This is a genomic window from Kitasatospora sp. NPDC101801, assembly GCF_044766665.1.
Classification (GTDB): domain Bacteria; phylum Actinomycetota; class Actinomycetes; order Streptomycetales; family Streptomycetaceae; genus Kitasatospora.
The window spans coordinates 78,308-104,217 of the sequence record NZ_JBIWML010000023.1 but is presented as its reverse complement, the minus strand read 5'-3'; the positions used below and the strand labels follow the sequence as shown (position 1 = coordinate 104,217).

23 protein-coding genes are annotated in these 25,910 nt (G+C 73.1%); 10 read left to right on the top strand and 13 right to left on the bottom strand.

Annotated elements, in window-relative coordinates; genetic code table 11:
• Nucleotides 1-13 precede the first annotated feature (13 nt).
• Entirely contained in the window at nucleotides 14-724 is a 711-nt protein-coding gene (locus tag ACIRPK_RS23660; protein ID WP_403041280.1) for an urease subunit gamma, read from the bottom strand.
• A gap of 232 nt (nucleotides 725-956) precedes the next feature.
• Between ACIRPK_RS23660 and ACIRPK_RS23655 the strand changes: the two genes are divergently transcribed.
• The 4 genes from ACIRPK_RS23655 (at nucleotide 957) to ACIRPK_RS23640 (ending at nucleotide 5,688) form a co-directional block, all read left to right on the top strand.
• Complete coding sequence (locus tag ACIRPK_RS23655) at nucleotides 957-1,922, top strand: zinc-binding alcohol dehydrogenase family protein (protein ID WP_403041278.1); 966 nt, start codon at nucleotides 957-959, stop codon at nucleotides 1,920-1,922.
• 69 nt (nucleotides 1,923-1,991) lie between these two features.
• Nucleotides 1,992-2,462, top strand: coding sequence for a MarR family winged helix-turn-helix transcriptional regulator (locus ACIRPK_RS23650; protein WP_403041277.1), 471 nt, complete (start codon nucleotides 1,992-1,994; stop codon nucleotides 2,460-2,462).
• Nucleotides 2,463-2,747: 285 nt separating this feature from the next.
• A complete protein-coding gene (locus ACIRPK_RS23645) occupies nucleotides 2,748-3,149 on the top strand; it encodes an ATP-binding protein (protein WP_403041276.1) in 402 nt (133 codons plus the stop codon).
• 316 nt (nucleotides 3,150-3,465) lie between these two features.
• The gene (locus tag ACIRPK_RS23640) at nucleotides 3,466-5,688 is read left to right on the top strand and encodes a SpoIIE family protein phosphatase (RefSeq protein WP_403041275.1); all 2,223 of its coding nucleotides are present in this window, start codon (nucleotides 3,466-3,468) and stop codon (nucleotides 5,686-5,688) included.
• A 19-nt stretch (nucleotides 5,689-5,707) separates the two neighbouring features.
• Here ACIRPK_RS23640 and ACIRPK_RS23635 read toward each other — a convergent pair whose 3' ends face one another.
• The 6 genes from ACIRPK_RS23635 to ACIRPK_RS23610 all read right to left on the bottom strand — a co-directional run bounded on the left by ACIRPK_RS23635 (nucleotide 5,708) and on the right by ACIRPK_RS23610 (nucleotide 10,037).
• A complete protein-coding gene (locus tag ACIRPK_RS23635) occupies nucleotides 5,708-6,739 on the bottom strand; it encodes a DUF2637 domain-containing protein (RefSeq protein ID WP_403041274.1) in 1,032 nt (343 codons plus the stop codon).
• Between the two features lie 170 nt (nucleotides 6,740-6,909).
• Nucleotides 6,910-7,215: a (2Fe-2S)-binding protein gene (locus tag ACIRPK_RS23630; RefSeq protein WP_403041273.1), complete on the bottom strand. Its 306-nt coding sequence runs from the start codon at nucleotides 7,213-7,215 to the stop codon at nucleotides 6,910-6,912.
• A 17-nt stretch (nucleotides 7,216-7,232) separates the two neighbouring features.
• Nucleotides 7,233-7,385, bottom strand: coding sequence for a hypothetical protein (locus tag ACIRPK_RS23625; protein ID WP_403041272.1), 153 nt, complete (start codon nucleotides 7,383-7,385; stop codon nucleotides 7,233-7,235).
• A 120-nt stretch (nucleotides 7,386-7,505) separates the two neighbouring features.
• Nucleotides 7,506-8,291 carry a hypothetical protein gene (locus ACIRPK_RS23620; protein WP_403041271.1) on the bottom strand — a complete coding sequence of 262 codons (786 nt, stop codon included), beginning with the start codon at nucleotides 8,289-8,291 and terminating at the stop codon, nucleotides 7,506-7,508.
• 151 nt (nucleotides 8,292-8,442) lie between these two features.
• Complete coding sequence (locus tag ACIRPK_RS23615) at nucleotides 8,443-9,303, bottom strand: hypothetical protein (protein ID WP_403041270.1); 861 nt, start codon at nucleotides 9,301-9,303, stop codon at nucleotides 8,443-8,445.
• A gap of 89 nt (nucleotides 9,304-9,392) precedes the next feature.
• Nucleotides 9,393-10,037 (bottom strand): NTP transferase domain-containing protein, encoded by a 645-nt coding sequence (locus ACIRPK_RS23610; protein ID WP_403041269.1) that lies wholly within the window; start codon nucleotides 10,035-10,037, stop codon nucleotides 9,393-9,395.
• A 130-nt stretch (nucleotides 10,038-10,167) separates the two neighbouring features.
• Here ACIRPK_RS23610 and moaA point away from each other — a divergent pair, with 130 nt between their 5' ends.
• Nucleotides 10,168-11,163, top strand: coding sequence for a GTP 3',8-cyclase MoaA (moaA, locus tag ACIRPK_RS23605; RefSeq protein ID WP_403041268.1), 996 nt, complete (start codon nucleotides 10,168-10,170; stop codon nucleotides 11,161-11,163).
• A 154-nt stretch (nucleotides 11,164-11,317) separates the two neighbouring features.
• Here moaA and ACIRPK_RS23600 read toward each other — a convergent pair whose 3' ends face one another.
• Nucleotides 11,318-12,064, bottom strand: coding sequence for an HNH endonuclease family protein (locus ACIRPK_RS23600; RefSeq protein WP_403041267.1), 747 nt, complete (start codon nucleotides 12,062-12,064; stop codon nucleotides 11,318-11,320).
• Between the two features lie 191 nt (nucleotides 12,065-12,255).
• Nucleotides 12,256-12,582, bottom strand: a complete 327-nt coding sequence (locus ACIRPK_RS23595) for a rhodanese-like domain-containing protein (RefSeq protein ID WP_403041266.1) — start codon at nucleotides 12,580-12,582, stop codon at nucleotides 12,256-12,258.
• 37 nt (nucleotides 12,583-12,619) lie between these two features.
• Here ACIRPK_RS23595 and ACIRPK_RS23590 point away from each other — a divergent pair, with 37 nt between their 5' ends.
• Nucleotides 12,620-13,240, top strand: coding sequence for a TetR/AcrR family transcriptional regulator (locus ACIRPK_RS23590; RefSeq protein ID WP_403041265.1), 621 nt, complete (start codon nucleotides 12,620-12,622; stop codon nucleotides 13,238-13,240).
• Nucleotides 13,241-13,302: 62 nt separating this feature from the next.
• Here ACIRPK_RS23590 and ACIRPK_RS23585 read toward each other — a convergent pair whose 3' ends face one another.
• Together ACIRPK_RS23585 and ACIRPK_RS23580 are read right to left on the bottom strand one after the other, a co-directional pair.
• The gene (locus ACIRPK_RS23585) at nucleotides 13,303-15,645 is read right to left on the bottom strand and encodes an ArnT family glycosyltransferase (RefSeq protein WP_403041264.1); all 2,343 of its coding nucleotides are present in this window, start codon (nucleotides 15,643-15,645) and stop codon (nucleotides 13,303-13,305) included.
• A gap of 79 nt (nucleotides 15,646-15,724) precedes the next feature.
• The gene (locus tag ACIRPK_RS23580; protein WP_403041263.1) at nucleotides 15,725-16,843 is read right to left on the bottom strand and encodes an alpha/beta hydrolase; all 1,119 of its coding nucleotides are present in this window, start codon (nucleotides 16,841-16,843) and stop codon (nucleotides 15,725-15,727) included.
• Nucleotides 16,844-16,995: 152 nt separating this feature from the next.
• Here ACIRPK_RS23580 and ACIRPK_RS23575 point away from each other — a divergent pair, with 152 nt between their 5' ends.
• The 3 genes from ACIRPK_RS23575 to ACIRPK_RS23565 all read left to right on the top strand — a co-directional run bounded on the left by ACIRPK_RS23575 (nucleotide 16,996) and on the right by ACIRPK_RS23565 (nucleotide 20,323).
• A complete protein-coding gene (locus ACIRPK_RS23575) occupies nucleotides 16,996-18,012 on the top strand; it encodes a LacI family DNA-binding transcriptional regulator (protein WP_403041262.1) in 1,017 nt (338 codons plus the stop codon).
• A 67-nt stretch (nucleotides 18,013-18,079) separates the two neighbouring features.
• A complete protein-coding gene (locus ACIRPK_RS23570; RefSeq protein ID WP_403041261.1) occupies nucleotides 18,080-18,937 on the top strand; it encodes a polysaccharide deacetylase family protein in 858 nt (285 codons plus the stop codon).
• 45 nt (nucleotides 18,938-18,982) lie between these two features.
• On the top strand, nucleotides 18,983-20,323 hold the full coding sequence (locus tag ACIRPK_RS23565) for an acyltransferase (protein ID WP_403041260.1): 1,341 nt from the start codon (nucleotides 18,983-18,985) through the stop codon (nucleotides 20,321-20,323).
• 44 nt (nucleotides 20,324-20,367) lie between these two features.
• On the opposite strand, the gene ACIRPK_RS23560 is transcribed toward ACIRPK_RS23565, so the two are convergent.
• Both ACIRPK_RS23560 and ACIRPK_RS23555 read right to left on the bottom strand, forming a co-directional pair.
• Nucleotides 20,368-22,929 carry a discoidin domain-containing protein gene (locus ACIRPK_RS23560; RefSeq protein ID WP_403041259.1) on the bottom strand — a complete coding sequence of 854 codons (2,562 nt, stop codon included), beginning with the start codon at nucleotides 22,927-22,929 and terminating at the stop codon, nucleotides 20,368-20,370.
• 300 nt (nucleotides 22,930-23,229) lie between these two features.
• Nucleotides 23,230-24,450 (bottom strand): ROK family protein, encoded by a 1,221-nt coding sequence (locus tag ACIRPK_RS23555; RefSeq protein ID WP_403041258.1) that lies wholly within the window; start codon nucleotides 24,448-24,450, stop codon nucleotides 23,230-23,232.
• Nucleotides 24,451-24,595: 145 nt separating this feature from the next.
• Between ACIRPK_RS23555 and ACIRPK_RS23550 the strand changes: the two genes are divergently transcribed.
• The gene (locus ACIRPK_RS23550; protein ID WP_403041257.1) at nucleotides 24,596-25,909 is read left to right on the top strand and encodes an ABC transporter substrate-binding protein; all 1,314 of its coding nucleotides are present in this window, start codon (nucleotides 24,596-24,598) and stop codon (nucleotides 25,907-25,909) included.
• Nucleotide 25,910: the final 1 nt, after the last annotated feature.

The window sequence follows — 25,910 nt, the reverse complement described above, 5'->3', positions numbered from 1 at the left end:
CGCTGGATGGGGCTCACGTCTCGAGCTCCGCGTCGTCGAAGCTGGTCAGGTAGCCGGTGGCGCGTGCCTTGGTGAGGGCGGCCTCGCGCGCGCCGGGCGCGTCCAGCGGGCCGTCGACCAGGCCGGCGAAGCCGATCGCCACCCGGTCGCCGCCGATCGGCACCAGGCCGACCTCGACCGTGGCGCCCGGGTCGAAGCGGACCGAGGAGCCGGCCGGGACGGCCAGGTGGGTGCCGTAGGCGGCGGAGCGGTCGAAGGCCAGCCGGGGGTTGGCCTCGAAGAAGTGGAAGTGCGAGGTGACCGAGATCGGCACCGCCGAGGTGTTGTGCACCGGGAGCAGCAGGGTCTCCTCGACCGGGTCGTAGCCCGCGCCGCTGCCCAGCAGCGCGCCGCCGGGGGCGTCGCCGCCGAGCGAACCGGCGCCCCGGAACGGGTCGTTGACCACGGCGAGCCGGGTGCCGTCGTCGAAGACGGCCTCCACCTGGACCACCGTGACCACGTCCGGTACGCCGGGCAGCACGTCGGCGGCGGTGAGCACGGAGCGCCCGGCCTCGATCGCCTCGGCCAGCCGTCGGCCGTCCCGGGCCGCCTCGCAGACGGTGTCCGCGATCAGCGCGGTGGCTTCCGGGATGTTGAGGCGTACGCCCCGCGCACGCCGGGCGCGGGCCAGTTCGGCCGCTGTGAAGATCAGCAGCCGATCCCGCTCGGTGGGGGTCAATCGCACGGTGCCTCGCTCGCTCGTGCCGGTGGGTCAGTACAGAAGTCGGAACTCGGCGCGGAAGTTAGAACGCCGTTCAAACATCTCAGGCCATTGAACCCGGGCCGGGCCGCCATGTCCAGCCTTGTCCGTCCGGGTCCGTTCGGCGCGTCGGATGTCGCAACCGTGTATTCGGTAGCGGCCAGATGGCAGGGTCCTGATATAACTATGGGGACGTATACAAGTGAGGAGCGCACCCATGCGCGCAGTCCGCTACACCCGCACCGGCGGCCCCGAGGTCCTGGAGCTCGTCGACCTGCCCGCCCCGCTGCCCGGGCCCGGTGAGGTCGCCATCGACGTGAGCCACGCCGGGGTGCACTTCGCCGACGTGATGTTCCGGCGCGGCCAGTTCCCGATCGAGCTGCCCGCTGTCCCCGGCATCGAGGTCGCGGGCACCGTCGCCGCGCTCGGCGCCGGGGTGACGGGGCTTCAGGTCGGTGAGCCCGTGGTGGCGGTCCCGACCGGCTTCGGTGGCAACGCCGAGCGGGTGGTCGCGCCCGCCGTCACCACACTGCCGCTGAACGGGCTCGACCCGCTGCTGGCGGCCGCCACCGCCTGCAACGCCGCCACCGCCGTCGGCACCCTGCGCGGCGCGGCCCGGCTCACGGCGGGTGACCGGGTGCTGGTGCTCGGCGCCTCCGGCGGCCTCGGCAGCCTGCTCGGCCGGCTCGCCACCGCGTACGGCGCCGCCCTGGTGGTCGGTGCCGCGAGCACGTCCGACCGGGCCGCCCGGGCCGGGGCGAACGGGTACCGGCACGCGTTCACCTACGCCGAACTGGCCGAGCGGACCCCGGAGTTGACCGACGGACACGGCTTCGACGTGATCGTCGACTCGGTCGGCGGCGAGCCGCGCGCCCAGGCCAGGGGCCTGCTCGCGGTGCTCGGCCGGCACGTGGTGATCGGCAACGCCGCCGACCAGGACATCAGCCTGGGCGCCAACCAGGTCTGGTTCGACAGCTTCACGCTGGCGGGCTACAACCTGGGCGGCGTGCTGGCCCGCCGCCCCGACCTGCTCCGGGCCCACCTCGCCGAGGGCCTGCGGCTGGTCGCCGACGGCACCCTGACCCTGGACGTCCGGGAGATCGGCTGGGACGGCGTCGCCGAGGCGCACGCTCGACTGGAGGGCCGGACCGCCGAGGCGAAGTACGTGCTGCGCACCGCCTGACCCATACTGGACCGGTCCCGCGCACGCCCACGACCGGCCCCGCGCACCGCCGACGAGAGGCCCCGGCCGATGAGCAGCAGCACCGACGACCCCGCCGAGCTGCTGGCCGGGCCCCAGGGCGCCCAGCTCCGTCTCGGACTGGCCGTCAAGCAGGCCGAGCAGGCCATGATGTCGGCCAAGGCGGAGGCGCTGCGCGGGCTGGACCTGACGGTGCCGCAGTACGCCGTGCTGCTCCAGCTCGCCGACCGCCCGGACCGCTCCGGGGCCCAGCTGGCCCGGGGCGCCGCCGTCACCCCGCAGACCATGGCCGGGGTGCTGGCGAACCTGGAGGCCAAGGGCCTGATCGAACGTCAGCAGTCCGAGGTGCACGGCAAGGTGATGCTGTCCCGGCTGAGCGAGTCCGGCCGGGCCCTGGTCGCCGAGGCGGACGCCCGCGCGGTCGCGGTGGAGGCCGCTCTCTGGTCCGCCTTCGATCCCGCCGAGCGGGAACAGCTCCGGGCCCTGCTGCTCCGCGCCGTCTCCGCCCTCCAACAGCCGTAGTCGAACCAAACCTCCGGAGGACCGCGAGAAGGATCACTTCTGACCAGCTGAGCTCCGGTTCACCCCAGGTGATCGGGTACCTACTGTTGCGTAGCACGACCACTGGGCATGAGGATGGTCGTCAGTATCGGGACAGGCCGCCGGCGGGGGACGTGGCGCGGTCGACTGTCCGAACGAGGGGTGGGGACGTACGTGATGGACGGTCAGGCGAGATTTCCGCGACAGCGGACGGCTTCGAGCAGCGACCAGGTTCGGTCCGGAAACCTCGGGGAGGGATCGCCGCCGGTGCACGAGCCCGGCTGCGCGCTGCACCGCAGACTGCACGCGGCGCTGGACCCCGCCGACCTGATCGCGGTCGGCGCCGTCCGCCGCCGGCTGCGGGCCGCGCTCAACCACTGGGGCGTGCCGGAGCTCGCGGACACCGCCGAGCTGCTCGCCTCCGAGCTGGTCACCAACGCGCTGCTGCACACCGAGCGCGGCGCCGTGCTGGACGCGGTGCTCACCCCCGAGCAGCGGCTGCGGATCGAGGTCCAGGACACCACCAGCAGACTCCCCAACCGCCGGACGCCGAGCGAGACCGCCACCTCCGGCCGCGGCCTGCTGCTGGTCGAGGCGCTCGCCGACGACTGGGGCGTGCAGCTGCGCGGCGACGGGAAGGTCACCTGGTTCGAGCTCGGCGCCGCCTGATCCCGAGGGCGCGGCGGTCCCGGCGGTGGTGTCGGCGGCGGTGTCACGAAAACCGTCGGCACCATTGCCGACCGAGCGCCGGTGTGCTGACCTGGCAGTGCCAGGTGCGGCCGATGCCGAATCCCCGCCCTATCCGTGCTGGTGAGGCGGTACTAGTAATCTTTCGGCAGGATAGTGAGAATGTGTGCCCGGGAAGCCGGCGGGGAGAACGGAGCCTCGACCGACCAGCACCGCCCGACGCACGCACCGCCCACCACTCAGCACACGTCCATCGCAGTCCGCCCGGACGGCGTGGCACGGCAGCGGCAGGAGAAGCATGGCGACAGAGCCCGAGCCGCAGGGGCCCGCACGCCGTACCCCACCGGCCCAGTCCACCCGCAGTGCGGCGGCCGCCGGATCGCTCCGGTCCGCCGCCGGCCTGGCGGGCGGGCGGATCGTCCCCGCCGTCTCCCGGGGCCTGCCCACCCGAACCGGCGACTCCACCCCCGACTGGCTCGAACCGGCGATGGCCGCCAACGGCATCGGCTCGTTCGACTGGGACATCCGCCGCGACCGGCTGGAGGGGGACCAGCGGGCCTGCGCGATCCTCGGTCTGGAGCCCGGCCGGTTCGACCGCAGTTCGGGCGCCTTCCTGGCGATGCTGCACCCCGAGGACGCGCCGGTGGTCCGCCGCCGGGTCGAGCGGGCGGTCACCGAGCTGGGCCAGTGCGGGGCCTACTACCGGACGGTCTTCCCCGGCGGTGACCTGCACGCGGTGCGGTTCCGCGGCCGGGTGCTGGCGGACGCCTTCGGGCGGCCGTCCCGGATGGTCGGTTTCGTCTGGGACGCCACCGTCGAGCTGCACAAGCGCGAGCGGGCCGGGGCGATGGCCCAGCTGCGCGAGGAGCGCTCCCGCTTCATCAAGGAGGCCGCCCGGGCGCTCTCCGAGGCCGTCACCGTCCGGGACGTGGCCCGGGTCTTCACCGAGCTCCCGCTGCCCGGCCTGCCGCCGGACGGCCTGGTGCTCAGCTCGCTGGAGGCCGGCCGGCTGCAGATCCTCGGCGCCAGCGGCTACCGCGAGGTCGAGCTGCGGCCGTACGACCGCACCCCGGTCTCGCCCGCCCACCCCGCCTCCGAGGCGATCCGCAGCCGGACGCCGGTCTTCATCTCCAGCCGGGACGAGTACCGCGAGCGCTACCCCGAGGCGTACCCGCAGGTGGCCGAGACGGGCGTGCGCAGCGCCTGGGCCTTCCTGCCGCTGGTCGCCAGCGGGCGGCCGATCGGCGTCTGCCTGGTCAGCTTCGACGACGACCGGGAGCTGGACGCGGACGAGCGCACCCTGCTCTCCACCCTCGGCGGCCTGGTCGCCCAGTCCCTGGCCCGGGCCAGGCTGCACGACGCCGAGCACGAGCTGGCGGCCGGTCTGCAGCGGGTGATGCTGCCCCGGACGGTGCCCTCGGTGCCGGGCGTGACCACCGCCGTGCGCTACCTGGCGGCCGGCTCCGGCCTGCAGATCGGCGGGGACTGGTACGACGTGGTGCCGCTGCCCGGCGGGCACGTCGGCCTGGTGATAGGCGACGTACAGGGCCACGACGTGCACGCGGCCGGCATCATGGGCCAGCTCCGGATCGCGCTCCGGGCGTACGCCGCCGAGGGGCACCCGCCCGCCGCGGTGATGGCCCGGGCCTCCCGCTTCCTGGCCGACCTGGACACCGACCACTTCGCCACCTGCACCTACGCCGAGGTGAACGTCGACTACGGCGTGGTCTACGCCGTCCGGGCCGGCCACCTCGACCCGGTGGTCCGGCGCAGCGACGGCAGCGCCACCGTGGTGCCGGTGGCCGGCGGGCTGCCGCTCGGCGTCGCGGCGGACGAGGAGTACCGGGTCACCCGGTTCAGCCTGGACCCGGGGGAGACGGTGGTGCTCTGCACCGACGGCCTGGTCGAGTCCCGCGAGATGGACCTGGACACCGGCTTCGCCCGGCTCTGCGCCGCGGTCTCCCAGGAGCTGCCAGGCCGGGACGAGGGCCCGCGCGACCAGCTGGAGGAGCTGGCCGACCGGATCGCCTCGCAGGCTGCCGACTCCACCGAGCGCGAGGACGACATAGCGCTGCTGCTGCTCCGCTGGGACGGCCCGGCGGGCGGGCTGGCCGCCCAGCAGCTGCGTCGCCGGATCGGCCAGGCCGACCTGGCCCGGATCTCCGAGCTGCGCGGTGAGCTGCGGGACGCGCTGCGCCGCTGGGGCGTCGGCGAGCTGGTGGACACCGCCGAGCTGCTCGCCTCCGAGCTGGTCACCAACGCGATCCGGCACACCGACCGGGACGCGATGTTCACCGCCCGGCTGTACCGCGAGACGGTGGGCGGCGAGAGCAGGGTCAGGCTGCGGGTCGAGGTGGAGGACGAGTCCGACCTCTGGCCGACCCGGCGGACGCCGGGCGAGCAGGCCTCCTCCGGGCGCGGGCTGATGCTGGTCGAGGCGCTGGCCGACGGCTGGGGCGTGGAGCCGCGCGGCACCGGCAAGCGGATGTGGTTCGAGCTCACACCGGACCAGGCCGAGTAGCAGCGCCTCCGACCGGGCGTCAGCCGAACTGCTGCTCAAGGTCCTTGAGCTTCTGCTCCAGCGAGTCCAGCCGGGGCAGCGTCATGGTGTCCTCCTCCGGGGTGAGGTCCACGCTGCGGCGGGCCGGCAGCCCGGGCTGGGCGGCCTTGCCCTCGACCGCCTTCTCCTCGACCGGTTCGGCCGCTATGGCGGGCTCCGAGCTGCCCGCCTCCAGCTGCGCGGCCGCGGCGGCGAGCTGCCGCTCGGCCGAGCGTGGCCGCCAGTGCCCGCCGGGCTGCCGCCCGATGGCCCGGATCTCGGCCCGCTCCCGGCGGCTGGCCAGCCGCTGCCGCTCGCGGTCCAGCGCGGCCTGCCGCTTGTCGTCACGGACCTCGTCGACCGCCTCGTCCAGGCTGCGGACACCCTCCAGCAGCATCAACGACCAGGCGGCGTACGTCTCCAGAGGTGCCCTCAGCCAGCGGACGATCCGGATCTGCGGCAGCGGGCGGGGCACCAGGCCCTGCTCGCGCAGCGCCGCCCGGCGGGTCTGCTTCAGCGCCCGGTCGAACAGGATCGCGGCCGACAGCGACATCCCGGCGAAGAACTGCGGGGCGCCGTCGTGGCCGCCGCCGCGCGGCGCGTGCACCCAGTTGAACCAGGCGGAGGCCCCGGCGAAGAACCAGACCAGCAGCCGGGAGCCGAGCGCGGCGTCACCGTGGCTGGCCTCCCGGACGGCGAGCACCGAGCAGAACATCGCGGCGCCGTCCAGGCCGAACGGCACCAGGTACTCCCAGCCGCCGGACAGCCCGAGGTTCTGCACCCCGAAGCCGACCAGGCCGTGGAAGGAGAGCGCGGCGGCCACGCCGGCGCAGCAGAACAGCAGGGTGTACGAGGCGCCCCCGTACAGGGACTCCTTGCGGCGGCGGCGCTCCTCGCCGCGCTCCCAGGAGTCACCCGAACCGGCGGCCGCGGCGGCGGCCCTGGTCCGCAGGAAGGTCACCAGGACGGCGACCACCACCAGACCGGTCACGCCCGTGACGGCCCAGCCCAGTGGAATATCGGACAGTTTCATGGCCGGAACCAGCCTCGCTTTCCTGCCTCGTGATGGCGAGCCACCACTATGGCGGATGCGTGCGGTCCATTTGGCTGATTCGCCGTCAATGCACCGAGGAGAGGGAATTCCGACCTGGTTCTCTCCGTAAGGTCCGATGAAATGACCGAACCGATTCGAACTTTTCCGGCCTATTCCGAGCAGGCGCGCGGACAGGTCCGACAGAACTCGTCCGGGCGCACGGTGTAGAACAGGCAGCAACTCACCCTGGTCCTGGTCCGGGTGGCCTCGCCGGACGCCACCGGGCGGAAGTCCGCCCCGCCGACGAACGGTGCGTCACTCGGGCCCGGCAGCAGCTCGGACGCCTCGGCGGCGGCCCGGTCCTCCTCACCGAGCAGGCCGCCGAGGAACCACAGGCCCTCGATCACGTCGTCGGTGACGATGCCCCAGAGCGTGCGCGGGCCGCGCCGGACCAGCGGGCGGAAGGCGGCCAGCACCGGGGTCAGGTGCTCGGTCAGGGCGCCCCGCAGCTCGGCCCGCCCGGCCCGCCGGGCAGCGGCCCGGTGCGGATCCGCAGGCTCGGGAAGACCTCGTGCTGGCGGGCGTAACTGCCGCGCAGCGGTGCAGTGCTGACGGGCCGACGGGGAACGGCGCTGCTCACGGTCATGCTGGCCCGATCGGGACGACCGGAGCTCCACGGAGCCCGGGGACGGCAAGGTGGGCCGACCCGGAGGCTCTCCCCGGACAAGTTAGGCTTACCTTAGCTGATGCCGTCCCCGGCTGGGCGTCAGGCGGGGCCGTCCAGGGGAGGGGCAGGAGCGGGCACCGGGTTCAGGCGGCGTGCGAGCCAGACCGGTACGCCGCCGAGCGCCTGCACCAGCCGGGCCGCCTCGGCCCGCAGCCGGACCGCCTCGGCCGGCTCCGACACCTCGGCCAGTGCGGCCAGCGCCGGGGCCACCCCGACCGTGAAGCCGAGCTCCTCCCGGATGGTCAGCGAGGCCCGGAAGCCCTCCCTGGCCCGGTCCGGCTCGCCCGCCGCCAGCGAGAGCGAGGCCAGGTGGCGCCAGGTGTACGAGCGCAGCAGCTCGTCCCCGACCCGGTCGGCGCCCTCGTGCGCCCTGCGGTACGCGATCCAGGCCGCCGTGCGGTCGTGCAGCAGGTTCTCCGCGACCAGGCCCCGACGGAAGTCGAGCAGTGGCCGTCCGGGCGCGTCCGGCGGCAGCAGGGCCGAGGTGCGGCCGAGCGCGGCCTGCGCCTCGTCCAGCCGGTCGCGCGGACCGAGGACGCTGGCCACGTACGCCAGGAAGCCGCGCGCGCAGGCCGCGCCCGCCCGTTGGTCGGGCGTGGCCGCACCGGCCTCGGCCAGGCGCAGGGCCTGCTCGGCCTGCTCCCAGTGCGCGGCGGTGAACATGCACTGTTCGATGAGGAGTTCGGCCCTGCCGAGGGCAGCCGACGGATCGGCCGCAGCGGCCGGACGGAGCAGTTCGGCGGCCTCCTGCCAACATCCACGCGAACGCAGTCGCCACACCGCGTCCGTCTTGCTGCCCCCCAGGGCCGTACCGTGCTCTGACAACGCCACCTCCTTGTGTGCGGTGTCCAGCGAGCGGGCTGCTGTGGCGGCAATTCAACACGGGGGCGAGCTTGTGCACCAGATCACGAGCGGTAGATGATCCGGAACCGGCCACTCCTGATCGAGTGGTCCAGACCGGTTGGGGCGGCCCGGATCAGAACGTCCAGCCGGTCTCCATCAGCGCCTCGGCGGCGCCGTTGGCGGGCTGGGGTATGCCCGCCGGGTCCAGCCGGAAGAGCGCGACCAGCAGTTGCTCGCCCCGGACCACGGCCTGCTGGGTGAAGCCGGAGAGGGTGAACAGCGCGGCGGCGATCTCCTCGGTGTGCAGGGTCTGCAGCCAGAGGCACTCCACCGTCTTGACGTCGGCCGCGGTGCCGGCCGCGTCCACCTGGGCCACCATCCGGGTGCCCAGCAGGGTGACGGTGGTGCTCTCCTGATCCTCCGTCAGCTCCAGGTCGTCGAAGCCGAGCCACTGGAGGTAGCGGGCCGCCGTCAGCACCGCGTCCTCCTGGGTGCGCACCGGGTGCGGCCGGAACGGCGGCCGGTGGTGCCAGGCGGCGGGCTGCCACTGCGGGCTCTGCGGCGGCACGGTCTGCCCGCCGCCGGCCGCGATGCCGGTGAACGGGCGGGCGGTGTGCGGCCGTTGGTCCTGCGGGCGGCGGGACTGGCCGGGCCCGAGCGGACCGGTGCTCTGCAGCCGGGGCGCGCGGTCCACCGGCAGGCGCACGGTGGCCCCGCAGTTGCAGGTGAACTCCGGCTGCGGCCACTGGTCGTTGCGCCCGCAGTGCGGGCAGCGCATGCTCAGCCAGGAGTCCTCCCAGGACCGGAACCTGACCTGGACCGGCACGCCGCCGCGCAGCAGCGGGACGCGCAGCTGGGCGCCGCAGGGGCAGGGCAGGCTGGGCGGCTCGTAGAGGTGCTCGCGGCGACAGGCCGGGCAGCGGATCTCGGTCGCGCCGTAAGGCCGCTCGCCCCCTTGCTCGTTGAAGTCGTCGGGCAGCGGCACTCCGGGCATTGCTCGCACCGTCCGTTCTGGTCGCCTGGCCGGGGTCGTTACCCATCGTCGCCGATCCGCCGGGCCGGTGCCGAGAATTGCGGCAATCCTCAGGGAGAGACCAGGGGCACGTCAGGGGCGCACGGCCGGTCGAGCTGACGGTCCGTCCAGCGGGCCAGGTCGGCCGGAGTGTCCAGATCGTCCGGCACGGCGACGTCGCCGCACTCGACCAGCCGCACGTCAGGGGCGTGCGCGGCCAGCAGCGCGCGGGCCCCGGCGTCGCCCTCCGCACCGGCGGCGGCCTCGGCGAAGTGCCGGGCGGCGATCAGTACGGGGTGGCCGCGCCGGCCGTCGTACCCGGCGGCGGCCAGTCCGGCACCGGCCCGGTGCGCGGCCAGCAGGCGGGCGACGGCGGCGGGGGTGACGCCGGGGGTGTCCACCAGCATCACCAGGACGGCGTCGGCCCCGGCGGGGAGGGCGGCCAGTCCGACCCGCAGCGAGGAGCCCATACCGCTCGCCCAGTCGGGATTGTCGACAAGGAGACAGTCACCGGTGTCGACGCCGGCCCGTACCTCGGCGGCGGCGGCGCCCAGTACCGCGACCGGGTCGGCGCAGCCGCCGGCCCGGACCACGGCCAGTGCGTGTTCGAGCAGCGGGCGGCCCCGGTGGCGGATCAGCGCCTTCGGCCGGCCGCCGAGTCGCCGCCCGCCGCCTGCGGCGAGCACCAGGGCCGGAACGTACGGGAGAGCTGCCATGGGACCAGTCTGCCGCCCGGTCCGGCCGGGGCGGAGTTGTGTGATCGTACAGCGGGGGAGGGTGCTGTCGGGTCCCCCGCCGGGTCTTCCACCCCTGGTTCTTCCCCCGCCCGGGGCCTGTACTGGGCAGATGTACACCGCACCTCCCCCGCTGGTGGACCGGTACGGCCGGGTCCACACCGATCTGCGGGTCTCCCTCACCGACCGCTGCAACCTGCGCTGCACGTACTGCATGCCGGCCGAGGGGCTGAACTGGCTCCCCAGGGCCGAGGTGCTCACCGACGACGAGATCGTCCGGCTGGTGCGGATCGCGGTCACCCGGCTGGGCATCAGGTCGATCCGGCTGACCGGCGGCGAACCGCTGCTGCGGCGCGGACTGCCCGGTCTGGTCGCCCGGCTGACCGGGCTCGGCCCCGAGGTCTCGCTCACCACCAACGGCATCGGCCTGGCCCGGACGGCGGTCGAGCTGAAGCAGGCCGGACTGCACCGGGTGAACGTCAGCCTGGACACCCTGCGGCCGGAGCGCTACGCCGAGATCACCCGCCGGGACCGGATCGCCGACGTGTTCGCCGGGCTGGCCGCCGCCCAGGCCGCCGGGCTGGCGCCGGTGAAGATCAACGCGGTGCCGGTGCGCGGGGTGAACGACGACGAGATCCTCGACCTGGTCGAGTTCGCCGCCGGGCACGGGTACCTGATGCGGTTCATCGAGTCCATGCCGCTGGACGCGCAGGGCGCCTGGGAGCGGGACAAGATGATCACCGCCGACGAGCTGCTGGCGATCCTGACGGAGCGTTGGGACCTGGTCCCGGTCGGACGGCACGGGAACGCCCCGGCCGAGGAGTGGCGGATCGCGGGGACGGACACCGTGGTGGGCGTGATCGCCTCGGTGACCCGGCCGTTCTGCGGCGGCTGCGACCGGGTCCGGCTGACGGCCGACGGGCAACTGCGGAACTGCCTGTTCGCCACCCAGGAGTCGGACCTGCGGGCGCTGCTGCGCGGCGAGGCCGACGACGCGGCGATCGAGCGGGCCTGGCGCACCACCATCGCCCGCAAGGGGCCGGGGCACGACATCAACTCGGCGGACTTCGTGCAGCCGGACCGGCCGATGTCGGCGATCGGTGGCTGAGGGGTCGCCTCCGGCGGGGGTCGGGGGTTTCGTGCGGTCGGGCTGAGGGGGGCTTCGGGCGAAGGGTGGTGCGATCGGTGGCTGAGGGGTCGCCTCCGGCGGGGGTCGGGGGTTTCGTGCGGTCGGGCTGAGGGGGTGCCCCGGGCCGGCGGGCTCAGGCGCACTGCGCCAGCATGACCTTCTTGTCGGCGGCGGTGACCGGGAGTTGGTACTTGAGCGAGACCTGGGCGAACCGGACCACGTAGGAGCAGCGCACGGCCTCGTTCGCGGGCAGCCACTCGGCCGGGCCGGAGTCGCCCTTGGAGGCGTTCTGCGAGCCGTCGGCGGGGATCAGGTTGAGCGGGTCGTTGGCGATCTGGACCCGCTTGGCCTTGTCCCACTTGGCGGCGCCCATCTGCCAGTCGTAGGAGAGCGCCATCACGTGGTCGATCTGGATCTTGTTGGCCTGCTGCTTGTTCCACTGCACGGTCTTGCCGGTGTACGGGTCGTAGATGGTCATCCCGGTCACCACGCACGTCGAACCGTCTTTGTGCTCAAGGGACTTGCCGTCCCGGGCGAGCAGGTCGTCCCGGGTGCCGCAGTCGTTGTGGCCGAGCGGGACGCCGTCCACGTTGTCCGTCCACGGCGGGCCGAACTGGTCGCGGTCGTACCCGGCCTTGCCGCCGCTCTCGGCGGTGGTGACCTTGGCGATCAGGTCGCGGGCGGCCTTACGGTCCTCGGGGGAGCTGATCGGGCCGAGGCCGGGCTTGGTGCCGTCCGGGTTCTGCAGCGGATTGGTGCCGACGGCGGCGGGGGCGGCCTGGTCCTGGGAGCTGCTGACGCTGGTGCAGGCGGCCAGGGCCGGCGAGGCCAGCAGGAGGAGGAGAGCGGTCGCGGACAGGGCGGTACGGCGGGCGCGCACGGCGTTCTCCCCCGGTGGTGGTGTGGGCGGCTGACGGTCCACCAGCAGACCAGCCGCCTCACGGGGGGTCAAGTCGGCGCGACGGCGCACCGCGCGGGTGCGTGGGGACTCGCGGGGGATCGCGGAGGAGTGGGCGCGGTGGCGGAGGCCGGCCCGTCCTCCCCGGGTGGCGGACCGGGGAGGACGGAGGGTCAGGCGGACTCCAGGGGCAGGCCGGCCGAGGCCCAGTCCTCGATGCCTTCGCGGTACTTGCGGACGTCGGTGTAGCCGAGCGCGGTGAGGCGGTCGGCCACCTGGCCGCTGTTGGGGCAGGACGGGTTGGAGCAGTAGGTGACGATCGGGGCGTCGCGGTCCGGCAGCAGGGTGGGCGCGAGCGTGTCCACGTCGGCGCGGACCAGCGCGACGGCGCCGGGCAGGTGCTGCCGGGCGTAGTACTCGCCGCCGAGGGCGTCGAGCACGGTGACCGAGCCGGCGGCGATCGCCGCCCGCAGGTCCTCGCGGGAGATGAGTGTGGTCATACGGCAGCCTCCAGAGAAATCGGACTATAGTCCGCCTGTGACTGGAGACATTACCGGACCGCAGTCCGTTTCTGCTGTCCCGTTGGAACTGCTGCGCACGCCACCGGTCAAGGAGCGGGCCGACGCGGCCCGCAACCGTGCCGCCGTGCTCGACGCCGCGGCCCGGCTGTTCGCCGAGCGCGGGGTGCAGGCGGTGTCGATGGATCAGGTGGCGGCCGCGGCCGGGGTCGGCAAGGGCACGCTGTTCCGCCGCTTCGGCGACAAGGCCGGGCTCGCCGTGGCGCTGCTCGACGACCGTGAACGGGAACTCCAGCAGGCCGTCCTGTCCGGGCCGCCGCCGCTCGGGCCCGGCGCGTCGGACGCCGAACGACTGGCCGCCTTCACCGGCGCCTACCTCGACTACCTGGTCGAGCACCTGGATCTGGTCCGGATGTCCGAGACCGCCGCGCCGGGCGCCAGGTACCGGATCGGCGCGTACCGGTTCTGGCACCGGCACCTGTCGCTGCTGCTCGCGGACGCACCCGATCCGGCGGCCGACGCACACGCGCTGCTGGCGCTCCTGGGGGCCGAGCACGTCGCCGCGCTGCTCCCGGAGCTGGGCGAGCGGCGGATGCGCGACGCGGTGACCCGGCTGGCGGCCGGGCTGGGAGCGGGCTGAACGTCGGACCGCCCGCCGGAGCGAACTCCGGCGGGCGGTCCAGGTGCGCGGCTGAGGGGTGATCAGCCCTGGGTCGGTGCGGTCAGGTCGTAGACCGTGGTCCCGCCGACCGTCTGGGCGGTGAAGGTGGCCGCCACCCAGGTGGCGATCTCGGCGGACTGGTTGGAGCCGCCCATGCCGCCACCGCCCATGCCACCGCCCGTCCGGCCGCCGATCCCGCCTTCGGTGCCGCCGCCGCCCATCGCGCCAGCACCGCCGATGAACCAGTGCACCTTGCCCTCCTGGACGTACTGCCTGAACGCGTCCAGGGTGAGCGAGGGGTCGGAGCCGTTGAAGCCGCCGAGGGCCATCACCGGTGCTCCGGTGGCGAGTTGGTAGCTGGCCTGGTTCTGCGAGCCGACCGCTGCCGCGGCCCAGGTGTACCGGTCGGCGTCCTGCTTCAGCAGCTTCGCCAGCTCGTCGCTGACCTGGGCGCCGTTGATCAGGCCGCCCATGCCACCGCCGCCCGTGCCACGACCGCCGGTTGCGCCGGGAGCGGTGCCGCCGCCCGGCGGGAGCTGTCCGGTGGGCATCCCGCCACCCTGACCGCCGGTCTGACCGCCGGTCTGACCGCCCGTCCGACCACCTGCCTGGCCACCTGCCTGGCCGCCGGGGAAGGCCCCGCCGCCCTGCGGGAACGCGCCGCCGCCGGGAAAGGCCATCCGGCCGTCGTCCGCGCCGCCCCGGGTGCGCATCCCGCCCGGTCCGCCCATGCCCATCGCGCCCGCGACCCGGGGCCCGGCGGTCGGGATCGACCCGGTGTGCGCGGTCGAGACGGTGTCCGCGGCGTACGCGGCCGGACCGGCCAGCGCGGCGGCCAGCGCGACCAGTCCGGCGGCCGCACCGATCCGGCCGGCCGTCCGGCCGGACACCTGGGCGGCGGCGACCAGTGCGACGGTGGTGAGCAGACCGCCGACCAGCACCGCCCAGCGCAGCCAGGGCAGGAAGTCGGTGCTGCGCCCGAGCAGGAAGTAGCCCCAGACCGCCGTGCCGCCGACGGACAGCGCCAGCAGCGCCGCGTACGGGAGCCGCCGGCGGGCCCGCCAGAGGCCGTCCACGCCCATGCCGACCAGTGCGGCGACCGCCGGGGCCAGCGCCACCGTGTAGTACTGGTGGAAGATGCCGGACATGTAACTGAACGTCAGCGCGGTGCAGAGCAGCCAGCCACCCCAGACCAGGAACGCGGTCCTGGCACCGTCGGTGCGCGGCGCCCGGCGGGTGGCCCAGAGGCCGACCAGCAGCAGGAGCAGCGCGGCGGGTAGCAGCCAGGAGATCTGGCCGCCGATGTCGCCGCCGAACAGCCGGGTGAGCCCGGTCTCGCCCCAGCCGCCGCCCTGTCCGCCGCCGACACGACCGCCGCCGACACTGCCGGTCTCCTCGCCGGTCAGCCGGCCGAAGCCGTTGTAGCCGAAGGTGACGGAGAGGAAGCTGTTGTCCTGCGAGCCGCCGATGTAGGGCCGGGCGGAGGCCGGGGTGAGCTCGACGATCGCCACCCACCAGCCCGCCGAGGCGATCATCGCCCCGGCGCCGTACAGGAGTTGGAGCAGCCGACGGCCGAACCCGGTCGGTGCGGCCAGCAGGTACACCAGCGCGAAGGCGGGCAGCACCAGGAACGCCTGCAGGGTCTTGGTGAGGAAGCCGAAGCCGAGCATCACGCCCACGAACAGCAGCCACCGGGTGCTCGCCGTCTCGGTGGCCCGCACCAGCCCGTACGCGGCCAGCGTGAGCAGCAGCACCAGCAGCGCGTCCGGGTTGTTGAACCGGAACATCAGCGCGGCGACCGGCGTGAGCGCCAGCACCGCACCGGCCACCAGCCCGCCGAGCGGGGAGAACCGGCGGCGCACCGTGGCGTACACGGTGCCGACGGTGGCCACGCCCATCAGGACCTGCGGGGCCAGTACGGCGAAGGAGTTCAGCCCGAACAGCCGGACCGAGAGGGCCATCGGCCAGAGCGACATCGGCGCCTTGTCGACGGTGATGAAGTTGGCCGCGTCGGAGGAGCCGTAGAAGAACGCCTTCCAGCTCTGCGAGCCGGCTTGGACGGCGGCCGAGTAGAACGAGTTGGCCCAGCCGGAGGAGCTCAGGTTCCAGAAGTAGAGCAGCGCGGTGGCGGCCAGCAGGCCGAGCAGGGCGGGGCGGGCCCAGGCGGGGTCGTCCGGGCGGCCGCGCCAGGCCCGGGTGGGCAGCGTGCGCAGTCGGCCGGCCCAGGAGGACGGGCCCTTGGGGCCGGCCGCCGGGAGCTCGACCGGCGGGAACAGCGGTTCGACCGTGGCCCGGGCCGGGGGCGCGGGGATCTCCGGCGGCGGGTAGTTCGCAGCCTCGGGCCACGGGTCACTGGTGGGAGGAGGGGAACTGGTCGTGGTCATGGGGCCTACGCTCGGTGGCCCCGCTGAGATTTTCGTGAAGCACAGCTGTGAGCCCGGTCAGGAATCGGCCGGGGCGTCGTCAGACCGGCTGGACGGGTGCCAGCTGCTTGCCGAGCCACTCCAGCGCCGGGGGGATCTCCCTGGTCCAGGTGTGGAAGTTGTGACCGCCGCTGTCCAGGGTGATGGTGGCCAGCCGGGTCGGCGCCTTGAAGGAAGCCACCATCTGCTGGGTGGCCGGGTAGTTCTGCTCGTTGTAGCTGGTGGCCAGCAGCAGCGCGACGGTCGGCGGCGGCGTGTTCCGCAGCCGCCAGAGCAGGTCGTTCTCCCGCTCCAACTGCTCGTTGCCGCCGAACAGGTCACCGGTGGTCGGATCGGTCGGCGCGCTGTAGTAGCCGGACAGCGAGATCGCGCTGCGGTACGAGTCCGGCCTGCGCAGCGCGAACTTGAGCGCGCAGTAGCCACCGGTGGAGTTGCCGATCACCGCCCGCTGGCCCGGCTGGTCGGAGACCCGGTAGGTGGCCGCCACCGCCTTCGGCAGGTCCTCGGCGAAGTAGGTCTCCACCTGGGGGCCGTTCGGGACGTCGACGCACTCGGTGTCCCGGTTGCCGACCACGGTCGGACGCATCATCACCAGCACGGTCGGCGGCAGCTTCCCGGCCTCGATCGCGGACAGCGCCGAGGCGGGGTAGGCCATCAGCGAGATCAGCTTCTCCGCCGACCCAGGGTACCCGGCCAGCACCAGGGCCATCGGGAACTTCCGCTCGGCGTAACCGGGTTGGAAGTACTGCGGCGGCAGGTAGACGTACCCGGCACTGCTGATCCCGGAGGACGCGCCCTTGATCTCGACCTGCTGGATCACCCCGGCCCGCTCCCGGGCCGAGCCCTGCGAGGAGTACACCTTCTGCTCGCCCCGGACCGCGACCGGCTTGCCGGGCTGCTGCTCGACCACCGTGCCGGGCGCGCCGTCGGTGCCGAGCAGGTCGCTCCAGGTGGTGTAGAAGCCGAAGTAGGAGTTGGCCACCAGGCCCATCGCCACCAGCACGGTGACCTGGGTGACCAGGAAGGCACCGAGCCGGCCGGTCCAGGACCGCCAGCCGCGCCCGGCCAGTTTCGGCCAGAGCGAGAGGGTGGTGACGAAGGCGGCCACCGCGAGCAGGATGGCGATGATCTGGATCAGGTTTCCGGTCAGGCTGGGCACCAGCTGATGGTAGATGAGAGATTTCTGTGAACGCGCCCGGCCCCCTCTCAGCTCGGCCCGGCCGGCCGTTCGTGGCCCGGGAGGTGACGGCCCGGCATCGGCGGCCGGAAAGGGCCGGGGCGGTCCTTCGGGCCCGTGCTATAAACGGCGACATGAGCGAAGCCCTGGCCCGGCGGGCCGCCACGCTGGAGGATGTGGCCCGAGCCGCGGGCGTCTCCCGGTCCACGGTGTCCCGGGTGATCAACAACATCCGTAATGTCGATCCGGAGTTGCAGCAGACCGTCCGTGACGCGGTTGCCGCCACCGGGTACGTCCCGAACGCCGCCGCGCGCGCCCTGGTGACCCGGCGGGCGGGGGCGGTGGCGCTGGTGGTGTCCAGCTCCGCCGGGCAGGAGGAGATCTTCACCGACCCGTTCTTCGGCCGGGTGGTGGGCGGGATGATCGGCGCACTGCGCCCGCTCGGCGTGCACCCCGTGCTGATGCTGGCCGACGACCCGGCCGCCCGCGAGCAGGTGCTCTCCTACCTGCGGCAGGGCAACGCGGACGGGGCGATGCTGGTCTCCACCCGGGCCGACGACCCGCTGCCGGGCCGGTTGCTCGAAGCCGGGCTGCCCGCCGTGCTGTTCGGCCGTCCGGCCGAGCCGCTGCCCGGGCGGCTGAGCTGGGTGGACCTGCGCAACGTCGAGGGCGGCCGGCTGGCCGCCGAGCACCTGCGGGCCCGGGGCTGCCGACGGATCGTCACCATCGCCGGGCCGGCCGCGATCTCCGCCGGAGCGGACCGGCTGGCCGGGACCCGGGCCGTGCTCGGCGACCTCCCGGTGGCCGAGGGCGACTTCGGCCAGGCCAGCGGGGCCCGGGCGATGCAGCGGCTGCTCGCCGAACACCCCGATCTGGACGGGGTGTTCGCCGCCAACGACCTGATGGCCCGTGGGGCGGTCGCGGTGCTCACCGAGCACGGCCGCCGGGTGCCGGAGGACGTCGCGGTGGTCGGCTTCGACGACAGCAGCGCCGCCACCGTCGGGCTGCCCCGGCTCACCACGGTGCGGCAGCCGGTGGAGGAGATGGCCGCCGAGATGACCCGGATCCTGCTGGACCGGATCGCCGATCCACTGGCCGGTCCCGGCTCGGTGCTGTTCGACCCGGAGCTGGTGATCCGCGAGTCCGCCTGAACCGGCGACCCCGGCCGGCCCGCGCGTCGCCCGGGGGAGTGCCGGGCCGGGCTCGTAGGCTGACGGGATGTCACCGACCCGGCGGACGGTGCTGGCCGGGCTGGCGGCCGGGGCCCTGACCGCCTGCGCCGCCCCCGGCCCGAGCGGGACCCCGGCCACCCCGGCCTGGTCGCCGTCCCCGCCCGCCGCGTCGCCCTCCCCGAGCCCGACACCGGCGGCCCGGCCGCGTAGCCGGGACGAGGTGGTGGCCGGGTACGCCGGTGCGGTGCCCACCGAGTGGGGCCTCGACGTGACCGGCGTGCTCCGCCGACTGCCGGGCGGGCAGGGCGTCGCGCTCACCTTCGACGCCTGCGGCGGCCCCGGCGGCAGCGGGTACGACCGGGAGCTGGTCGGCACCCTCCGGCGGTACGCCGTTCCGGCCACGCTCTTCGTCAACTCCCGCTGGGCCGAGACCAACCCGGCCGTGCTCCGGGAGCTGGCCGCCGACCCGCTGTTCGAGCTCGGCAACCACGGCACCGCGCACCGCCCGCTCTCGGTCACCGGCCGGGCCGCGTACGGCATCGACGGCACCCGGGACGCGGGCGGCGTGTACGACGAGGTGATGGCCAGCCACCTCGCGCTGACCGCGCTGCTCGGGCACCCGCCCCGGTTCTTCCGGTCCGGCACCGCGCACTACGACGAGGTGGCCGTCCGGATCGTCGCCGAACTGGACGAACAGGTGGCCGGGTTCACCGTGAACGCGGACGGTGGCGCGACCTTCACCGCCGCCCAGGTCCGCCGGGCCCTCGGCGAGGTGCGGCCCGGCGATGTGGTGATCGGGCACTTCAACCAGCCCGGCCACGGTACGGCGGCGGGTCTCGCGGCGGCCCTGCCCGAGATGCTCGACCAGGGGCGGAAGTTCGTGCACCTCTCGAAGGGTGAGTGACACCGGTCTAGTCCACTATCGTTCCGGTAGCCACCGGGAGGGCCGATGATCCGCTCTGCGCAGAGCCGCACCATCCATGCCGGACACGTGTCGGGGGCGGTGGTCCGGTGCGGGGTCTCCGACGCGATGCTCGCCGAACTCCCGGTCTCCGTCGTGTTCTTCTACGACCGGGAACTCGACCCGGAGGGGCTGGCGGCCGGGCTGGCCGAGGCGCTCCGCCGGGTGCCGCCGTTCGGCGGTCGGCTGCGGGCGGGCGCGGACGGCCTGGAGATCGTCTGCTCGGACGCCGGCGTGCCGCTGGTGCTGGCCGACGCGGCCGAGACCCTGCCGGAGGCGATGAGCCGGATGACGCTCGGCTCCTCCGGATACGTGGACCACGTCGAGGCGAACCGGGCGCAGTCCGGCGAGGCGCCGCTGTTCACCGTCAAGGTCAGCCGACTGGCCGACGGTGGCACGGCGTTGGGGTGCTCCTGGCACCACGTGATCGGGGACGTGCAGAGCTTCATGACGCTGATGCTGGCCTGGTCGGCGGCGGTCGAGGGCACCGAGCCGCCCGAGGTCGGCATGGCCGCCGACCGGGAGGTCTTCCTGGACGCGGTGCTGCCGGCCGTGGACTCCGGGCGGCTGGGCTTCCGGGTCCCGGAGCAGGCCGAGGCCGAGCTGCTGGCCCACGAGTTCCGGACCGCACCGCGCGCCAACCGGACCGTCCAGGTCTACTTCACCGACGCCGAGGTGGCCGCGATGAAGGCCGCGTTCGGCGCGACCACCGGGGTCCGGCTGTCGGCCAACGACGTGCTGGCCGCGCATGTGGTCACCACCGTCCGGCAGTTGGACGAGGACGGCGAGGCCAGGGACCTGGTGCTGCCGGTGAACGTCCGGCGCCACCTGGGCGTCCCGGCCGGGGAACTCGGCAATCTGCTGGGCGAGGTGATGCTGCGCTGCGCCCCGGCCGGGAAGCCGGCCGAGCTGGCCGCCGGGATCCGGGCGGCGGTGGACGGGTTCGCCACCGAGCACCTGAGCCTGCGGACCAACCGGGACTTCCTGGCCTCGGTCGGCCGGGACCGGCTGCGGGACTGCGTACCGCTCGGCTTCGATCCGGCCAACAAGACCTTCACCCTCTCCAGTTGGAGTAAGGCGGGGGTCTACCAGGTCGCCTTCGAAGGGTGCCGACCGCTTGCCTTCAGTCCCGGCGCCAGTGTGCAACTGCCCTGGGTCGCCTGGATGGTGGAGGGCTTCGCGGGCTCAGGTCAGCTGCTCACCGTGGTGCTGCCGACCCGCCTCGCCGCCCGGCTGCGCGGGGAGGAGGGGCGGGCAGCCCTGCACCGGTACCGCGACCCGGCCGAGCGGCTGCCCGAACTCGCGCTACAGATGAAGAAGTTGGCGTGAGCCGAGCCGGTGGCCCCGGTGGGGGCGGGGCCACCGGCGGTGCGTCACGGGTAGGAGACCACCACCGAGGGGGTGGTGCCGGTGCCCGAGGTGGGGGCGCCGGTGTCGTTGATCACGTGGTTGTACTGGCCGTTGCCGCCCAGCGAGACCACCAGCAGGTCGTGGAACTTCACGCCCGGCTTGACCGGTGCCTCGAAGCCGTGGTCCTGACGGATGGTCGGGTCCACGTTGTAGTAGCAGTAGCTGCCCAGGCCCCAGCCCTCGTGGGTGGTGACGTTGTCACCGACCTTGTAGGCCGCGTACCCCTGGACCGAACCGTTCTGCACGGCGGCCTGGTTGGGCGCGTCGTAGGACTTCTCGTTCTGGAAGAAGACGGTCTTGCCGTTGTTGCCGTACCACTGCACGTCGTACTTGTTGAAGTGCTCGACGAACAGGCCGGTGGCCAGCACGTCGTCACCGTTCACCACCAGGCCGTAGTCCGAGCGGTTGGTCTCCCAGCCCCAGCCCTCGCCGTGGTCGGCGCGCCACAGCCAGGTGTGGTCGATGATCGCGTCGTCGCTGTTCACCACCACGGCGGTGGTCGCCTTGCCGGCGCCGGCGCCGCCGACCCGGACGAAGACGTCCTGGACGGTGGTGGGGTTGGCACCGTGGTCGGCCGAGGAGTTGGCCGGGCCGACCTCCAGCAGGGTGGCCGAGTTGACCGGGCCGGCGTCGATCAGGAAGCCGGCCAGCTTGACGCCGTCCACGTCGGCGACCTTCATCGCGGTCACCCCGTTGTCCGGGATCACGGTGGCCAGGCCGAGGCCGAGCACCACGGTGTCCGCGCGGGTCACGTTGATGGTCTGGTCGACGTGGTAGACGCCGGGCGTGAACAGCAGGTTGAGGCCCTGGGCCAGCGCCGCGTTGATGGTCGCGGCGGTCGCGCCGGGCTTCACCACGTAGAACTGGCTGAGCGGGATCGAGCTGCCCTGCGGGGTGCCCGCCCAGGAGACGCCGCTGGCGTTGGTGCGCTTGGCCGGGACGAAGACCTTGTAGTCGTTGCCGTCCAGGTAGAGGAAGGGCTTCTCCCGGGAGACCGGGGTGGTGTCCAAGGTGGTGTACGGCGGGTTCGGGAACGCGCCGCCGGCCGGGGCGCCCTGGACGCCGGAGAAGACCTGGTTCCAGACGCCGTTGCTGAAGCCCTGGATCGAGCTGTCCCGGGTGTACCACTGCTGCTGCGAGTAGTTGCCCACCGAGCCGTCGATCCGGCTGTCCGCGATGTAGCCGCCGGAGGCCCAGCCGTAGCCGCTGGGAGCCAGGTTGAGGCCGCCCTTGACGTGCATCCGGCGGAACGGCGCGGCCTGCGACACCGCCCAGCGGTCGGTCCCGTTGACCGGGTTGACCGCGAGGTTCTCCGCCGAGCGCCAGAAGTTCTGGGTGGCGTTGCCGTTGAACCAGCCCGCGTCGACCGTGACGTCACCGTTGATGTTGGTGTCGTCGGGGGAGAGACCGAGGCCGGAGATCGAGGTGTAGAAGCCGATCTGCGCGTTCAGGTTGTTGTAGGTACCCGGCTTGAACAGGAACTGGTAACGGCCGGTGCCGAACTGCGCCGACTCCTGCTGGGCGAAGACCTGGTCCAGCTTGGCCTGGATGTTCGGCGTCGAGGGGTCGAAGACGATCACGTTCGGGCCGAGGTCGCCGCCGCCGGGCAGTTGCGGCCCGCTGCCGCCGCCGGTGTTGACCTGGAACTCCCAGAGCGAGTAGCCGTAACCGGTGCCCCGGGTCAGGCCGTTCATCCGGACGTACCGGCCCGAGCCGCTGACGTCCAGGCTCTCGGTGCCGCCCGTGCCGTTGGTGGTGGTGCGCACGGTGGACCAGGTGGCGCCGTCGGTCGAGGTCTGGAGCTGGTACGACTTCCCGTAGGCCGCCTCCCAGTTGAGCACCACGCGGCAGATCTGCTGGACCGAGCCCAGGTCGACCTGGAGCCACTGCGGGTCACTGGCGGCCGAGGCCCAGCGGGTGCCGGTGTTGCCGTCGGTGGCCAGGGCCGCGCCGGTGCCGCCGTTCTCGGTGGAGGAGGCGGTGGTCGGCTTGTCCTGGGCGGCGTTGGTGGTGCCACAGGTCGGGGGTGTGGCGCCGGTGGTGCCGAAGACCTGGAACTCCCAGAGCGAGTAGCCGTAGCCGGTGCCCCGGGTGATGCCGTTCATCCGGACGTACCGTCCGGAACCGGTGACGTTGACCGTCTCCAGGCCGCCGGTGCCGGTGCTGGTGCTGTAGACCGTGGTCCAGCTGGTGCCGTCCGCCGAGGTCTGGAGCTGGTACGACTTCCCGTACGCGGCCTCCCAGTTGAGCACGACCTTGCTGATGGTGGCGGTGGCGCCCAGGTCGACCTGGAGCCACTGCTGGTCGGTCGCGGCCGAGGACCAGCGGGTGCCGTTGTTGCCGTCGACGGCCAGGGACGCACCGGTGCCGCCGTTCTCGGTGGAGGAGGCGGTGACCGTCTTCCCCTGCGAGATCAGCGAGTCGGCGGCGTTGGCGGTGGCGCCGGGTAGGGCCAGCACTGCTCCGGAGAGCAGGGCGAGCGTGGTGGTGGTCGCGGCAATACCGCGTGCCGAAGTGAGCCTCACGGGCTTCTCCTGCGCTGGGTGGGGTGGGGGTGGGGGAGGCGCAGCGGCGGACTGACGCGCCGTCGGAACATCTCTCGGAGAGCGCTCCCCGAGGGAGTGTGGAGGGCTCAACTTCCCGCTGTCAAGGCGCTGGTGAGCGTTCGGCACACGATCGAGTTGCCCTGTCCGGGGGCTCGGGGAACTGCGAGGAGATCTGGCGTTCGGGTCACCGCGAAGGTGCCTGACCACCCTCGGACCTGCACCGTTCTCCGGGACTGGCGTCGCGGTTCCCCGAGCCCCTGCGGGGTGCATGGCTGCGCTCTAGGGGCGAGCGGAGAGGTCCCCGCCGGAGTCGAGGAAGCGGGAGAGCGGGAGGGTGGCGGCGCCGACGGTGACGGCGTCGGGGCCGAGCCGGCCGAGTTCGATGGAGGTCTGGGCGCGGGGGAAGCGCAGCGCGTACGAGCCGGCCGCGTCCTGGATGGCGGGCAGCAGGCGGGGGCCGAGCAGCAGGCCGGCCCAGCCGCCGATGATGATCCGCTCGGGGTTGAACAGGTTGATCAGGTCGGCGATGGCCGCGCCGAGGTACTCGGAGGACTCGGCGAGCAGCTCGACGGCCGAGGGTTCGTCGCGTTCGGCGGCGGCCAGCAGGGCGGCCAGGCCCTCCTTCTCCGAGCTGCCGGGCGGTGCCTCGCCCCAGCGCTCGACCAGCGCCTCGGCGCCGACGTACGCCTCCAGGCAGCCCCGGGAGCCGCACCGGCAGAGCCGGCCGCCGACGTGCACCTTGGTGTGGCCCCACTCGCCCGCGCTGCTGGTGGCGCCCCGGAACCGGGCGCCGTCGGCGATCACGCAGGCGCCGACGCCGGAGCCGAACAGGGCGACCACCGCGTGCCGGGCGCCCTGCCCGGCGCCGAACCACATCTCGGCCTGGCCGAGCGTCTTGGCGCCGTTGTCGACGTAGAGCGGCAGGTCGGTGCCGGCCCGGAGCAGGCGACCGAGCGGGACGGCGTCCCAGTCCACGGTCTGGCTGTGCACCACGATGCCCAGGCCGTCCTGGCCGGGATCGCCCTGCTCGACGATGCCGGGCACGCCGACCCCGACGCCCAGCACCTGGGACTCCTGCACGCCGGTCTGCTTCAGCACCTCGCTGATCCCGGTGAGCATCAACTCGACCACGTGGTCCACGTCGTGGCCGTGGTCGGAGAGCGGGTGGTCGCTCGCTGCCAGCTCGGTCAGGGCCAGGTCGAACAGCGCGACCCGGACCTGGGTCTCGCCGACGTCCACCCCGATCAGGTGGGCCCGGTCGGGGGTGACCTGGAGCAGAATGCGCGGCCGGCCCCCGTCGGACTCGACCGATCCGCACTCCTCGACCAGCCCGTCCGAGATCAGTTCGCCCACCACGTTGCTGACCGAGCCGCCGCTCAGCCCGCTGATCTGACCCAACTCCTGTCTGCTCAACGGACCTTCGAAGTACAGCCGGTGCAACAGGGTGGATCGACTGCCCCGTCGCAGGTCACGGACGGTCTGCTTGCCTCGCTCTGCCATCTGGTCTCCCTCCTGATCCGAATCTATCGCTGCACAGACTCTTGACGCCAGCTTTTCTCACACGTTAAATCACGGTCCGAAGTAAGCATCAGAGCTGGCGACTTCACCCCCCATCCCCACCCACTCGTCCGAGAGGGACACGGTCATGCGCATCAACCGTCTTGCTGCGGCCACCGCCCTGGTTTCCGTCCTCACCCTGACCGCCACCGCCTGCGGCGGCGGTTCCACCTCCGGAGGCGGCGACAACAGCGCCCCCAAGACTCTCACCTACTGGGCGAGCAACCAGGGCACCAGCCTGGAGAACGACAAGCAGGTCCTCGAACCGGAGCTGAGAAAGTTCGAGGCGCAGACCGGCATCAAGGTGAAGCTGGAGGTGGTGCCCTGGTCCGACCTGCTGAACCGGATCCTGGCCGCCACCGCCTCCGGGCAGGGCCCCGACGTGCTGAACATCGGCAACACCTGGTCGGCCTCGCTGCAGGCGACCGGCGCGCTGCTGCCGTTCGACGACGCCACCTTCGGCAAGATCGGCGGCAAGGACCGCTTCGTCCCCTCGACCATCGCCTCGGCCGGCGCAGCCGGCCAAGCCCCCGCCGCGGTGCCGCTGTACTCGATGGCGTACGGCCTCTACTACAACAAGAAGCTGTTCGACGCGGCCGGCATCAGCACGCCGCCGGCCACCTGGGACGAGCTGGTGGCGGACGGTCAGAAGCTGACCAAGGACGGCAAGTACGGCCTGGCGATCGAGGGCGGCAACGTCTCGGAGAACGTCCACCACGCCTTCGCCTTCGGCAAGCAGCACGGCGCCGACTGGTTCGACGCCGCGGGCAAGCCCGCCTTCGACACCCCCGAGGCGGTCGCGGCGATCAAGCAGTACGTCGACTTCATCGCCAAGGACAAGATCGCCGCCCCGGGCAACGCCGAGTACGCCGCCAACCAGTCGGTCACCGACTTCGCCAGCGGCAAGGCCGCGATGCTGATGTGGCAGGCGGCTGGTGCCTCGCTCAAGTCGCACGGGATGAACCCGGACGACTACGCGGTCGCGCCGATCCCGCTGCCCGCCCGTGCGAGCGGGAGCAAGGCCACCAGCTCGATGGTCGCGGGCATCAACCTGGCGGTCTTCAAGAACAGCAAGAACACCGACGGTGCGCTGCAGTTCGTGAAGTTCATGACCGGCAAGGAGGAGCAGATCCAGCTCAACAAGACCTACGGCTCGATCCCCCCGGTCAAGGACGCCCAGGCCGACAGCGCCTTCGCCACCCCCGAGCTGAAGACCCTGTCGAACGTGCTCGCCACCAGCGCTGCCCCGCTGCCCCAGGTCGCCAACGAGAGCCAGTTCGAGACCCTGGTCGGCACGGCGGTGAAGAACCTGCTGGCCGCTGCCGCCGCCGGCAAGCCGGTCACCGAGGAGTCGGTCAAGGCCGAGCTCACCAAGGCCCAGCAGCAGATGCCGGCCAGCTGAC